This is a genomic window from Bradyrhizobium sp. BR 1432, from assembly GCF_051547705.1.
GTDB classification, from domain to species: domain Bacteria; phylum Pseudomonadota; class Alphaproteobacteria; order Rhizobiales; family Xanthobacteraceae; genus Bradyrhizobium; species Bradyrhizobium zhanjiangense.
The window spans coordinates 4,972,564-4,985,490 of the sequence record NZ_JBPUGF010000003.1 but is presented as its reverse complement, the minus strand read 5'-3'; the positions used below and the strand labels follow the sequence as shown (position 1 = coordinate 4,985,490).

Annotated in this window: 12 protein-coding genes and 1 pseudogene; 4 read left to right on the top strand and 9 right to left on the bottom strand. The window is 61.3% G+C overall.

Features of this window, described 5'->3' with window-relative positions; all coding sequences use genetic code 11:
• Positions 1-64 precede the first annotated feature (64 nt).
• Together ACSKB8_RS23935 and ACSKB8_RS23930 are read right to left on the bottom strand one after the other, a co-directional pair.
• Positions 65-1,639: an ABC transporter substrate-binding protein gene (locus ACSKB8_RS23935; RefSeq protein ID WP_438106803.1), complete on the bottom strand. Its 1,575-nt coding sequence runs from the start codon at positions 1,637-1,639 to the stop codon at positions 65-67.
• Positions 1,636-3,054, bottom strand: a complete 1,419-nt coding sequence (locus ACSKB8_RS23930) for a sulfatase family protein (RefSeq protein ID WP_438106801.1) — start codon at positions 3,052-3,054, stop codon at positions 1,636-1,638. Before ACSKB8_RS23930 ends, ACSKB8_RS23935 begins: the two co-directional genes overlap by 4 nt.
• A gap of 125 nt (positions 3,055-3,179) precedes the next feature.
• Here ACSKB8_RS23930 and ACSKB8_RS23925 point away from each other — a divergent pair, with 125 nt between their 5' ends.
• The 3 genes from ACSKB8_RS23925 to ACSKB8_RS23915 all read left to right on the top strand — a co-directional run bounded on the left by ACSKB8_RS23925 (position 3,180) and on the right by ACSKB8_RS23915 (position 5,121).
• Positions 3,180-3,896: a GntR family transcriptional regulator gene (locus ACSKB8_RS23925; protein ID WP_438106799.1), complete on the top strand. Its 717-nt coding sequence runs from the start codon at positions 3,180-3,182 to the stop codon at positions 3,894-3,896.
• A 66-nt stretch (positions 3,897-3,962) separates the two neighbouring features.
• A complete protein-coding gene (locus ACSKB8_RS23920) occupies positions 3,963-4,460 on the top strand; it encodes an SDR family NAD(P)-dependent oxidoreductase (protein WP_438106797.1) in 498 nt (165 codons plus the stop codon).
• A 397-nt stretch (positions 4,461-4,857) separates the two neighbouring features.
• On the top strand, positions 4,858-5,121 hold the full coding sequence (locus tag ACSKB8_RS23915; protein ID WP_438106795.1) for a hypothetical protein: 264 nt from the start codon (positions 4,858-4,860) through the stop codon (positions 5,119-5,121).
• Here ACSKB8_RS23915 and panC read toward each other — a convergent pair.
• From panC to ACSKB8_RS23895, 4 genes and pseudogenes are all read right to left on the bottom strand, one after another.
• Complete coding sequence (gene panC, locus ACSKB8_RS23910) at positions 5,118-5,969, bottom strand: pantoate--beta-alanine ligase (RefSeq protein ID WP_438106793.1); 852 nt, start codon at positions 5,967-5,969, stop codon at positions 5,118-5,120. The two genes, ACSKB8_RS23915 and panC, sit on opposite strands and share 4 nt — an antisense overlap.
• A 13-nt stretch (positions 5,970-5,982) precedes the next feature.
• Positions 5,983-6,855, bottom strand: coding sequence for a 3-methyl-2-oxobutanoate hydroxymethyltransferase (gene panB / locus ACSKB8_RS23905; protein WP_438106791.1), 873 nt, complete (start codon positions 6,853-6,855; stop codon positions 5,983-5,985).
• Positions 6,856-6,882: 27 nt separating this feature from the next.
• Positions 6,883-7,338, bottom strand: a complete 456-nt coding sequence (panD, locus tag ACSKB8_RS23900; protein WP_438106790.1) for an aspartate 1-decarboxylase — start codon at positions 7,336-7,338, stop codon at positions 6,883-6,885.
• Positions 7,339-7,586: 248 nt separating this feature from the next.
• Positions 7,587-7,670: pseudogene (locus tag ACSKB8_RS23895) on the bottom strand (DUF3606 domain-containing protein); the annotation flags it as partial.
• Positions 7,671-7,732: 62 nt separating this feature from the next.
• Between ACSKB8_RS23895 and ACSKB8_RS23890 the strand changes: the two are divergent.
• Positions 7,733-8,371, top strand: coding sequence for a hydrolase (locus tag ACSKB8_RS23890; protein ID WP_438106788.1), 639 nt, complete (start codon positions 7,733-7,735; stop codon positions 8,369-8,371).
• A 245-nt stretch (positions 8,372-8,616) separates the two neighbouring features.
• Here ACSKB8_RS23890 and ACSKB8_RS23885 read toward each other — a convergent pair whose 3' ends face one another.
• The 3 genes from ACSKB8_RS23885 to ACSKB8_RS23875 form a co-directional block, all read right to left on the bottom strand.
• Positions 8,617-9,084, bottom strand: coding sequence for a hypothetical protein (locus ACSKB8_RS23885; protein ID WP_438106786.1), 468 nt, complete (start codon positions 9,082-9,084; stop codon positions 8,617-8,619).
• Between the two features lie 633 nt (positions 9,085-9,717).
• Positions 9,718-10,500 (bottom strand): enoyl-CoA hydratase/isomerase family protein, encoded by a 783-nt coding sequence (locus ACSKB8_RS23880; protein WP_438106784.1) that lies wholly within the window; start codon positions 10,498-10,500, stop codon positions 9,718-9,720.
• A gap of 136 nt (positions 10,501-10,636) precedes the next feature.
• Positions 10,637-12,727 carry a molybdopterin oxidoreductase family protein gene (locus tag ACSKB8_RS23875; RefSeq protein WP_438106783.1) on the bottom strand — a complete coding sequence of 697 codons (2,091 nt, stop codon included), beginning with the start codon at positions 12,725-12,727 and terminating at the stop codon, positions 10,637-10,639.
• Between the last annotated feature and the right edge of the window lie 200 nt (positions 12,728-12,927).

Below are 12,927 nucleotides of genomic sequence, written 5' to 3'. Positions count from 1 at the left end.
AAGCAATACGCGCCGCGGCGTACCTGAGCATCGACTACTCCATCCGAACGTTGCTCTTGTCGGCCTATTGCAGCCAGGCCTGCCGAAGGTAGACGCGCTGCGTGGACGGCACGGCGCGGTAGCCTTGCAGCTTTGTCGACCACATCTCCCACCGCAGGGCAGCGGCACAGGGCGTGATGATGTAGGCCATCTCGGCGATGCGCTGCTGAACCGCGCGATAGAACTTGGTTCGTTCGGCGACATCACCGCTCTGGCGGGCCTTGGCGAGCAGATCGTCCAACACGGGATCGGCCGTCTTGCCCGGATTGACCGTGGAATGGGAATCCAGCCGGATCGAGATGTTGGTGTCGGGGTCCGGTCCCCAGACCAGGCCTGCCATCGAGATCGGCGATTCCGTCGACTGGAAGTCGGTGACGAGATTGCTCCATTCCTTCTGCAGGATCTTGATCCTGATGCCGATGCGGCTGACCATCTGCTGCATGATCTGGGCAATCTGAACGTCACCATAATTGGCCGGCGAGACCGCGAACATAGTGTCGAAGCCAGCGGCATAGCCTGCCTCGGCCATGAGCGCTTTGGCGGCAGCGACGTCTTCCTTGGCATAGGGCAAGCCGGGCACGTCGCCGCTCGGTATCGCGAAAGGTGACTGCATCGGCGGCAGCGCAGCCGTCAGGCCGGCGCGGCCCCGCCAGACCACCTTGATGATCAGCTCCCGGTTCAACGCCATGCTGAAGGCGCGGCGAACGCGCACATCATTGAAGGGCGGACGGCGTTGGTCGAATTCGAGCAGCAGCAACCGCGAATAGGCTTCCGGCTCAGGCGCCTCGATATCCGTCACATCGCGCATCTGCGCGGCCGAGTCGGGACGGCTGAACCAGGTCAACTGCACGCTGCCTGCCCGCAGGGCCGCCATGCGGCTGCCCTCGTCGGGAATGATGCGGAGGTCGAGGCCATCGAGATACGGCAATCCCGGCTCGTAGTAGTCGGGATTGCGCTTCAGCCGCACCAGCGAGTTCGGCCGGAAGTCCTCCAGCATGAACGGCCCTGTGCCGACGCCGCCCTTGACGAGATCGCCGCGGCGCGTGACGTCCTCGCGGCTGACGATCGCGGTGTATTTGACCGTGGCAAGATAATTGAGGAACGGAGAGAACGGATGGGCCAATCGAAAGACGACCGTCCACGGATCCGGCGTCTCGATCACGCTGATGACCGAGAAGATCGATACCCAGGGCGAGCGTGTCGCGGGATCGACGAGACGTTCGAACGTGAACTTGACGTCGTCGCTGGTGAGAACGTTGCCATTGTGGAATTTGACGCCCTTACGCAGATGGAAGACGAAGGTCTGCGGATCCGGGTTCTCCCATGCGACGGCAAGATCGGGCTCGAGACGGCTTGCCGTCGCATCCCACCGGAGCAGGCACGTGTAGATGTGTTCGACGATGTTGCCGGTCGAAAACGCCGCCGTCTTGTGCGGATCGAGCCCGATCGGATTCTCATCCTGGCCGATCGTCAGCACGCCACCCCGCTTTGGCGTCGGCGCTTCGTCCGATGCGACCGCCGCCCCGGCGCCGTATCGAAGGGCTAGGAGCCCCGCGCCGGTGGAGCCTACGAATTGCCTTCGCGTTATGCTGGCCTTCATGTCTCTCTCCACCGATCAGCGAGACGCGGATCGCTGTACTTCTTTGCGACCCCGGCGCGCCGCAGATCCTCGGCATAGAACTCCAGCAGCTTCGCGATGACGTCGGGATGCTTGACCGCAACGTTCGTCGTCTGCTTCGGATCGGTGCGCAGATCGTACAGCTCGACCGGCTCGGTCGGGGTGGCGTAGAGCAGTGACCAATCCTGCGTGGTGATGGTCACAGGCTGCCACTCGACGACGGTCCGCATGAGATCGTCGACCACTTCGACGGTATCGCCGGGATTGGCGAGCGGCAGCGCGGTCAACACGTGGTCGCGTCCCACGAATGCATCGCCCTTTGCAGCGGGCAACAGCGAATGACCCTGCATTTCGGGCAAACGCTGCATACCGGCCATATCGCAGATCGTGGGCGCGATATCGAGCGCGCAGGCAAGCTTGTTGGTTCGCCCCGGCTTGGCGCCGGGCACGTGGATCAGCAGCGGCACCTTGACAATCTCTTCGTAGAGTGGCGAGCGCATCCAGGTCGCTTCGCCGGGCGCGCGGCGGACCATCTTGCCCATCAACCCGTGCTCACCCAGCAGGAAGCCGTGGTCGGAGGCAAAGATGATGGCCGTCGAATCTTCGATCCCGAGATAGGCGACCTGATCGAGCAGATGCCCGATCCAGCGATCGACCAATTCGAGCTCGCCGCTATAGAGCGCGCGCGCTACAGCGATGTCGCGATCCGTCATGCCATGCTTCTTGCAGTCGCCATACGGCGGATGCACGCGCTCGCCGGCATAGTCGGGAAGGTAGTGGCGGGTGTAATAGGCCGGCGGATCCCAGGGCTCATGCGGATCCCACGTATCGACCAGCGCAAAGAACTTGTCCGTGTAGATTTCCTCGAGGCACCTCGCGGCCTGCACCATGGTGAGCGGTGCAGGGCATTCCATCTCGCCTGTGCGCGGATCGGGTTTCACTTTGCCGGTGATCGGCCATTGCGGCAGCTTGCCCTCGCCCTGACGCTTGGTCTTGTTGGGGGCGCTGTAGGAGCTGTAATGCGGCGTGCCCAGTAGCTGGGATTTCATGTCGTAGAAGAAGTTGAAGCCGCGGTCGTAGGAGTAGCCGTTGACCTGATAGAACGGCGTGTCCACCACACCGAGCGTGGTGTAACCCACCTCGGTCAATGCGGTCGCGATCGACTTGTCAGAGCGCGGCAGCGCACCCCAGCCGACACCGGCGAATGCAGGCTTGCCGGTGAGATAGTCGTAGCGCGCGGGGACCGTCGGAAAGCTCGACGCATAATAGCGGTCGAACACCATGGACTTGGCGGCAAGCCGATCGAGATTCGGCGTGCGGACGTGACCGCCGTTGTATCCGAGCATATCGGTGCGAACGGTATCGGAAACGATCATGAGAATGCGGTCTATGGCCACTTGTGCGTACCTCCTTCGCAATTTGGTACAATATCACACATCACACTTCTCTTCGTCAAGCTATAATATATTACACGTCACATTTCACATTGCCGCTTGCCCGCTCCTTGTGCTATGAGGAACGCATGGAAACGACACTTAAGAGTTCGGCCGGCCTGGTTTCGGCGCCCAGCTTGCGGGAGCAGGCGCGGCAGGTGATCCGCGGACTGGTCATCACCGGACAGATGCGGCCGGATCAGCTCTATTCAGTGCCGCGATTGGCGGCCGAGCTCGGTGTCTCGGCTACTCCGGTGCGGGAAGCCCTGCTCGATCTCGAGCGCGAAGGGCTGCTCGAAGCCGAGCGGAATCGCGGCTTCCGCGTGGTGTCGCTCTCGCTCAATGAGCTCAATGACATCTTCGCCGTCCGCCTGCTGCTGGAAGTGCCGAGCGTTGGCGACATCGCCCAGGACGGCCTCTCGGAGAGACAGCTTCAGGAGCTGCATCAGCTCGCCGAGGCCACCAGAGAAACGGCTGATACCGGCGACTTGATCGCCTTCCTCGATACGGATCTCAAATTCCACGTCCATCTGATCGCCACGCTTGGCAATCACTATCTCACCAAGATGGTAGAGACGCTCCGAGACAGGGTACGATTGCAAGGCTTTGCGAGCGACGAGTCGTCGCGAGACTTTCTCAGGCGATCTGCCAGCGAGCATTTCAAGCTGCTCGACTGCATCTCGAAACAGGATCGCAGCGGGGCCGAAGCAACCATTCGACGCCACCTCGAAAGGTCGCGTGGCGTGTGGGGCGACAGGCATGGCGCCTCCCCTCACAGCGCCGGCATTCTCGACAGCTCGCCCTGATCGCAACGTCCCCTCTTCTTGAACCGATCGTCTGCAAGACCATCCAGCTCTCGCGCTTGCGGGGTGATGCGTCGCCGCGCCCCGCAACGGCCAGCTCATCGCAACAACGCCCAACAAAGGAGGATCGCAATGAGTTCTGAAAGACAAGATCGCAATTGTGGCTCGGGATTCGGCGAAGGCAACGCCCGCAAATTCGCAGCGGAAGGAGCCCGCGTCGTCGTCGCCGATCGCGACGAGGCGGCCGCGGAGCGCGTGGCAAGCTCGTTACACGGTCAGGCGACCGCTGCCGTTGCCGACATTTCAACGGAATCCGGCTTTGCAGCCGTGGTGCAAAGGGCCCATCATACGTTTCGAGGGCTCGACATCCTCGTCAACAATGCGGGCGTCGGTCACACGCCGCAACCACTCGAAACCGTAACGGGCGAAATGTTCGACCGGATCGCCAGCGTTAATATGAAGTCCATCTATTACGGCGCCAAGATCGTCGTTCCGCATTTCAAGCAACAGAAATACGCGCCGGCAAACTCATTCCGCGTGCTCGGCCGCGGAATTGAGCCTAAGTGAATAAGAGTTCACCTTCGGACGAACACAGCTGGCTGCTTGCTCGAGAAGTAGATCGAAGTTTGTGGTGATAATGGTCGTGGGTCCACCCCGGTCGGAGAGACGAACCAGTGTGCGGCGCAATGAACCAGGCCGACCTCTGGCTCCACGCAGACGGGTGGCGACTTGATCCTCTGGGGGCCGCCATGGAGCGCGCATTCAGTTCTTCCACCGCCGTGAGGCCGCCTACGATCGCATGCGGACTTCGGTCGGCTGTTCACGTCAAGCGCGCAACCAGAAGCGGGGAGTTTCCGGTCGCATAGCCCCCACCTTGCGCTCTCGTGATTACGAATCCCAGCGCCCGCGCTAATCGGGGAACGAATGACGCACATAAGGATTCGTCGTATCAGGAGCTATCTCAATGCTGATGACGCGTGAACGAAGGCCAGCGATACGGACGCTACGCGGATGGGCGATCCAGGTGCTTCAGGAAGCGGGCGCCATCCGCGAGTGCGAAGAACACGGCTGGATGCAAGATCGCGCCGGTCCGCATGCGCTGGAGAGGGCCTTTGATAACGCCCGTGAAGACCCGCCAGCAGGCGTCTCCCCTGATGCCGCAGCGGCCGAGGTTCGCGACGTGCTGAACTCGATCGGTGATACTTGTCCCGACTGCCCGACAGACTAGAGCGTCTGCGGCACAAGCACTACATTGTCGATCAACCGGGTCGAGCCGACATAGGCTGCGGCACACAGCGCCGCCGGGCGACACAGCGAACTCTCGGCCGGTTTGAGCGTGTCACAATCGACAAGCTCAAGGTACTGCAGCCGGTCGACCGCATCCAAGTGCTTCTTGGCGATCGCAACCAGCCTTTCCGCGTCGCGTTCTCCCGAGCGAAACCCATCGGCTGCGGCCAACAGTCCGCGACTGATCGCAAGGGCCCGCCGACGGTCCCCCTCGCCGAGATACCGGTTGCGGCTGCTCATCGCGAGCCCGTCCGGTTCCCGAACGGTGGGCACGATGACGATCTCGATCGGAAGATCGAGGTCACGTGCCATGCGACGGACGACCGCGCATTGCTGGAAATCCTTCTGCCCGAAGAACGCGACATCCGGCTGCACCATGTTGAACAGCTTGCACACAACAGTCGCAACACCGCGAAAGTGCCCAGGCCTGAAAGCTCCGCACAATGGTTTCGCAAGCTCACCGGGTTCTACGAAGGTCTCAAACTGAGCTGGATAGATTTCCCCCGCATCAGGCGCAAAGACGATCGCAGCACCGGCGTCGCGGCACAGCTTCTCATCACGCAGGAAGTCGCGCGGATAGGTGCTAAGATCCTCGTTTGGTCCGAACTGAGTGGGATTGACGAAGATGCTGACGACCGTAACGTCGCATCGTGCCCGGCTCGCCTCCACGAGTGCCAAGTGGCCGTCGTGCAGGTAGCCCATTGTCGGCACGAAACCGACCCGCTTATCTGCCTTGCGCGCATTTTCGAGAGCACGACGAAGCTCAGCGATCGTCGTGATTGTTTGCATGTCGAGCTCTACATCAGGTTGGAGTGGCGGGTGTCCAGCTTGCGATCGCGTCACTAAGACCTTCGGGAAGCTGATAGGATTCTTGGGCGGTCGGGAATACACTGTTGCGGACATCCGCAGCCCAGCGCGACAGCGCCTCATGCAACACATGAAAACCGTCTGCATAGGCGCGAACGAATTTAGGGCGATGGCCTTTGGTCAGGCCCAACACGTCGTGGAACACCAGCACTTGGCCCGAACAAGCGGGACCTGCCCCGATTCCAATGGTCGGTATGGTCAGGACTTCGGTCGCTCGCGCGGCGAGTTCGGCGGGAATACCTTCCAGGACCAGAGCGAAGCATCCGGCTTCCTGCAGGCGATAAGCGTCGTCGAGCAGACGCAAAGCGTCGTCGGCCTTCCGCCCCTGCACCTTGAATCCTCCCATGACGTTGACGCTCTGCGGAGTGAGGCCGAGATGGCCCATCACAGGAATCTCGCAGTGGACCAGGGCGCGCACCATCTCGATGCGCTTGGCTCCGCCCTCGAGTTTGACGGCGTCCGCACCACGCTGCAGGAATCCACCGGCGTTGCGGATCGTGTCCTCCGGACTGAGGTGAAAGCTCAGAAATGGCATGTCGGCGACGAGCAAGGCACGAGGTTTTGTGCGTGCGACCGCATCGACGTGATGGTTCATCATCGCCATGCTGACCGGCAGCGTGTTGTCGAAGCCGAGGCAGACGTTGCCGACGCTGTCGCCGACGAGGAGGATGTCGACGACAGAATCGGCTATCCGTGCGGTAACCGCATCGTAGGCGGTGGTCATTGCCATACGCCGCCCCTCCTGCTTCCACTGCTGCAACATTGGAATGGTGATGCGATTAAGCGGCGCTTCGGAAGTGTGGCTCATGTCAGATCCAAGGTCCCGCCAGTCTGTTCAATTCGCTTCTGCAGTTCGAAGCGGTATGGATTTGACGTCGCCGGACGAGCCCAGGATCTCGAAATGATAGCCTTCCGCGTCATCTCGCGTGACGGAATAGGCCAAGCGATCGACAACGTGGTTGTTGCGATCGAAGGTGAGAATTCTGGGCCTAAGCTGGACGATTTGCGTTTCGCTCACATAGGTGGAGCTGCAGACGATGATTGCATCGCCCGCCTGGCAAGTGCGCGCAGCAGCTCCATTGAGGACGCAACAGCGCGAACCGCGAGCGCCAAAAATGACATAAGTCGAAATGCGCGCTCCGGAATTCTTGTTCCAGATCTCCACGAACTCCATTGGGAGTATGCCCGCTTCCCGGCAATGATCTGGATCGAGAGTGATCGAGCCATGGTAGTGAAGATTGGCTTCCGTAACGTGAATGCCATGCAGTTTGGCGGCGAGCACTTTTCTCATCCGACACTCCCCCTTGAACCTTGCGCGCGCCTCCCGAGCCGGACGCCTTCCTATGAAAGGCCAGATGAAACTGTCAACGGCGAGAGAGAAAAAGAAACTTTCATCCCCTAAGTGGCGCGGGGACACATAAAAACATCCAATGGTCGCGCGATCATCACGTGCGAACTTTCGTCCGCCGATCGCGATTTCTGATGTCTTCCACTAAAAGGGCTGGTGCCTAGCCTCAACGTCAGCGCGGCCTTCCCATTTCAACGACCCAGCTTTTTCTCCACGCGCTTGCGCGCATTGCCGACCTTTTTGACGGCCTTTTTCACCTGCGCATCAGCAGATCTTTCTGATATAGACTTAGATCATCAATGACGACCGCTTCACTTCAATTCGAAAGAGAAACAACGTGGCAAAGACCCAGCCCGAACCCGTCCGCGATCCGAAGGCCGATCACCTTCTGACCCCGCAAAACTGCGTTCTGGTCCTGATCGACTACCAGCCTGAGCAGTATTCCAGCGTGACTTCATCCTCCCGTGAGGAGATCACCCTCAATGCGGTTGCGCTATGCAAACTCGCACAAGCCTATGGCATCCCCGTGGTGCTCTCGACGGTCGCGGTTGACATGGGCGTGAACGAGGGCACGATTCCGGAGATCCGCGCGGCTCTGCCGGGAGTGGAAGAAATCGACCGTACGGGCGTCAATGCTTGGCAAGACGATGACTTCCGCAAGGCGGTCCAGGACACGGGGCGGCGCAAGGTGGTCATCGGCGCGCTTTGGACCGAGGTCTGCCTGGCCTTTCCGACCCTCGACATGCTGGCCGAAGGCTACGAGGTCTATCCGGTCGCCGACGCGGTGGGTGGCATCTCGCCGGTCGCGCACGAACGCGCGTTCGACCGAATGATTCAGGCCGGGGCAAGACCCATCACGGCGATCTCCTTCGGCTGCGAAATCATGCGCAACTGGGCGCGCGGAGAATCCGACAACCTGCGAGAAGTCATGCGATGGTATTTCCCTCAGCATCGCCATCTGCACAAGCCGGCCTGAGGGATAACATCGATCCTTTTCGTGGCTGCGGTCGGTGTCCTTCGCTCCGATGTGCGATTGCCCATTGCTCCCTCTTTCGAGCGCAAACGGTCCTTGCGCTATGGTGCGCCTGAGGACCACCAGCCTAGTGGGTAGGTTTTCCCCGGCGGGGCTTTAGGGGGCGAGTGCCGCGGGCAGAGAGTCGACGCTTGGCGGATGCTTGGTTCCAAAAGCGTCGCCTGGCGCCGGACGCGAAGACGGTTGGATCAATCGCCATGCAGCGAGAGGCTGATGCGCGTAACGATCCCGTCCCAGGCCCGCTCTTCGCTGGCCGGATAATTGATTAGCACGCAATGGACCAGCCCGCCGGAGAAGTTGCAGCGGTCATACCAGACCTTGTCGCCTTTGTAGCTGGAAACCGCAAAAAACCGCGGCGTCACCCTCTTGTACTGAATGCGCGGAGGCGGACCTTTTTTCGCGAGGAAAGCAGCGGGCGAATCGTTCCCGACGTTGGAAGCAGCCTGTATCGTAAGGTCGGCGCGGCCGTCGGCGGTCCGGAAGCGTTGCCCATAACCGTCCGGTCGGCCCGCTTCTTCGGTGAAGATCGAAGAAGGAAAGGCAACCGACGTGCCCGTCTGCGGGATGCGGTAGGTCGTCCACGTAATGGGCTGCGCCGAAACCGAAGCGGCCGGGACAGCGACTGAAATGACGATCGCCAGAGCTGTCGCTTTCATCGAAGCTCCTCTTTCGCAGACCCCGCCGAGACATAGGCAATGAGACGGCCGCACGCTTTGCACACCAGGAAAAGCGACAAGGCCGATTACGTTCCAAGAGGCCACCAGTCACGATCGTGCATCCAAAGAATGGAGAGGAAGCCTGGTGGCCATTATTAGATGAAACGGGCGCCCCTCTCTTTCCTGAACTTATGGACGAGCTCGACGAGATTAAAAGACCTCGCTCCCGGGCCTGGTATTCCGGCGTGACCATGCCCATCGTCGGTCGGCAACCCCGCTTCCATGGATTACGCCACGCAAGGACCTGCGTTATTTGCGCAGCGTGGTAAAGCAGATCATTGCGGAGGCCGGGCTTCGTCAGGAACTGTCCTTTACTTCCTTCCGGCACGGAGGCTTCACCGAAGGTGCGGACAGCGATCTCACGGACGCAGAGTTGCGCTCGCAGGCCGTCATAGATCAAGCCGCCAACTGCCAACCTACGCCAAGCGCACCGGGAAGCAGTTGATCACGGCCACAAAGAAACGTCGCGAGGAGCGGACAAGATCACTTCTTGTTCGACTAAACGCCGATTATTCCGCAGAATAGCGGTGCATTGAACGACCACAGCATCCAATCTTGCCCTGAAATGATCGCCTATTTTCCCGTCCACGATGGCGAGCGCTTCTCGCTGAACGCCTTCAAGCCCTCCTTGGCGTCCTCAGTCATCGCGAGCAGAGCGATCTGGCTTTCGGTGTAGGCGATGCTCTCGTCGAACGACATCGAGGCGATCGCGCGCATGGCGTATTTGCCGCGGCGGATTGCGGTCGGCGATTTGTCGACGATGCGGCCGATCAGCCAGTCGACCTTGGCGTCGAGTTCGGCCTTGGGCACGACGTAATTGAGGAGGCCCGCGGCCTGCGCCGCCTTGGCGTCGAACGGCTCCCCCGTGAGCGCCCATTCGTTGACGAGCCGCGGCGGCGCGATCCTCTGCAGCAGGCTTAGGACCTGCATCGGAAACACGCCGACCTTCACCTCCGGCAGGCCGAAGATGACGTGATCGGCTGCAACCGCCATGTCGGTCATGCACAAAAGGCCCATGCCGCCGGCCATGCAGACGCCACTGAGGCGCGCAATCGCAGGCTTGGTGGCGTTCTGTGACAAGCGTAGCAGATCGGCATAGTCGACATTGGGTTTGGAATGATCCATCGCGAAAGCCGCGCCGGAATTCTGCAGGTCGGCGCCCGCGCAGAACGCCTTGTCGCCCGCGCCCGTCAGCACGATGACGCGGACATCCTTGTTGTCATGCGCGTCGCGATAGCCTTTGGTGATGCCGGCGATAACATCGCCGTTCAGGGCGTTGCGTTTCTCCGGCCGGTTGATGGTGATCCAGAACGCCTGCCCGCGCTTTTCAGTGACGACAGCTGTGGTGTTGGTCATGACACGCTCGCTTCCTTGGCTCCGTTTTGCTGTCATTTGCGGCAGCTCGGGCAGCGCGCGCAAGGGTAATCTGCGGCGAGGCGCCGCTTTAGCGCCTCGACACAAATTTATAGAGCAATCGAAGCGACAGCGTGCTTCAGCCCGCGGCCGCCTTCCTGATCCAGACCTTGTTGTCGTGGAATGCCGCCCCGCCGATCGGCGCGATGGTGTCGGCGCCCGTCAGCATGTTGATGCCGCGGCCGCCGATATGACCCTTGTTCGGATGAACGGATTCGGCGATCAGAACGCCGCGGCGCACGCCATCGAACAGCGTTGCGACCAGCGTGGTCTCGCCGCGGCTGTTGCCGAGCGTCACGGCATCGCCATTGGCGATGTCGAGTGCGGCGGCGTCGAGGGGATGGATCATGACGCTGGCCCTGCCCTCGCGCGCCTGCGAGGACGGCGTCTCGTTGAAGGTGGTGTTGAGGAAGCTGCGCGACGGGCTGGTCGCGAGCCGGAATGGATGGGCCTGATCAGTGTGCTCGATCACCGCCCAATGGTCCGGCAGCGACGGCATCTTGTCGAAATCGCCCATGGTCTGACCGAACGGCGGATGCGCCCAGTCGGCTTTGAAATGGAATTTCCTGTCGGCATGGGCAAAGCCGTCGAGATAGTGCGAGGTACGGAAATCCGGTTGCAGGTCGCGCCAGATATCGGCTTCGAGGCCGGCGATGTCGCCATGATTGCTGAGCTTCAGCGTCGCATCGATCAATTCGCGGGGCGTCATCTCGAAACCCGGATGCTTGGCGCCGAGCCGCGGCGCCAGTGCCTGCAACACCTCGTGGTTGGAGCGGCATTCGCCGGGCGGGTCGATCAGCTTGGGGCCGACCGAGATGTGCTGGTGGCCACCGCCGTAATAGAGATCGTCATGCTCCATGAACATGGTTGCCGGCAGCACGATATCGGCCATCTCGGCGGTCTCGGTCATGAACTGCTCGTGCACCACGACGAACAGTTCCTTGCGCGCAAAGCCCTGCCGAACCAGCGCCTGCTCGGGCGCCACCGTCATCGGATTGGTGTTCTGGATCAGCATCGCCTTGACCGGGCCCTTACCCTGCAGGGCTTCGGCATCGCCGGTGAGGATGCGGCCGATCTGCGACTGGTCGAGCGCGCGCGTGGTCTTGTCGATCGCGTCGTGGCCTTCGATGATGGATTCGTTGAAATGCCACAGCGCGTAATTGTTGAAGAAGGCGCCGCCCCCTTCATATTGCCAGGCGCCCGTCACGGCCGGAATGCAATTTGCCGCGTGCATCTGCGTGGCACCATTGCGGCTGCGCGTAAAGCCGTAGCCGAAGCGGAAGAAGGTGCGCTTGGTCTCGCCAACCGCTTTCGCGAAGGCCTCGATCTCCGACACCGGCACGCCACAAATGGCGGATGCCCATTCCGGTGTGCGCGTCTTCAGATGCGCCTGGAGCTCATCCGGGCAGTCGGTGTAGTTGTCCATATAGGCGCGGTCGGCATAGCCGTCGCGGAACAGGACATGCATCACGCCGCAGGCAAACGCGCCGTCGGTGCCGGGCCGCAGGATGATCTTGATGTCAGCCTGCTTCATGGTCTCGTTGTCGTAGATGTCGACCGCAGCGATCTTCGCGCCGCGCTCCTTGCGCGCGCGCGAGGCGTGCGTCATCACGTTGACCTGGGTGTTGACCGGATTGGTGCCCCAGATCACGACGAGGTCGGACAGCGCCATCTCGCGCGGGTCGACGCCGGCGATCTTGCCGGTGCCGATCGCAAACCCGATGCGCGCGACATTGGCGCAGATCGTCTGATAGAAGCGCGAATATTTCTTCACATGGGTGAGGCGATTGAGGCCGTCGCGCATCACCAGGCCCATCGTGCCGGCGTAGTAATAGGGCCAGATCAATTCCGCGCCGAACTCGCGCTCGGCTTGATTGAAGCGATGCCCGATCTCGTCGAGCGCCTCGTCCCAGGAAATCCGCGCGAATTGCCCGGAGCCCTTTGGCCCAATGCGGCGCATCGGAAACGTCACCCGCTCGGGGTGATGGATGCGCTCGGCATAACGGGCGACCTTGGCGCAGACGACGCCGGCCGTATAGGTCTGCTGCTTCGAACCACGGACGCGGCCGATGCTGCGGCCCTCGACCACCTCGACGTCGAGGGCGCAGGCCGAGGGGCAATCATGCGGGCAGGTCGAGTGGCGGATTTCGATCTTGGCGTGCTGGTTCATGGCCAATTTCGTAACACCAAAATACCTGTCAGCCGAGGGCATTTATCCGGCAATGCCCATGCGATTTGCTCAGATCACGTGCGCTGCCGGTTCCTGCCGCGACTGCGAAGAGCGGCGCAGCCACACCGACACCGTCCCGATATTCCCGGCACGATCGGCTTTGTGAGCCGTCGACAGTCCACATCCCCTGCCGCTACAGT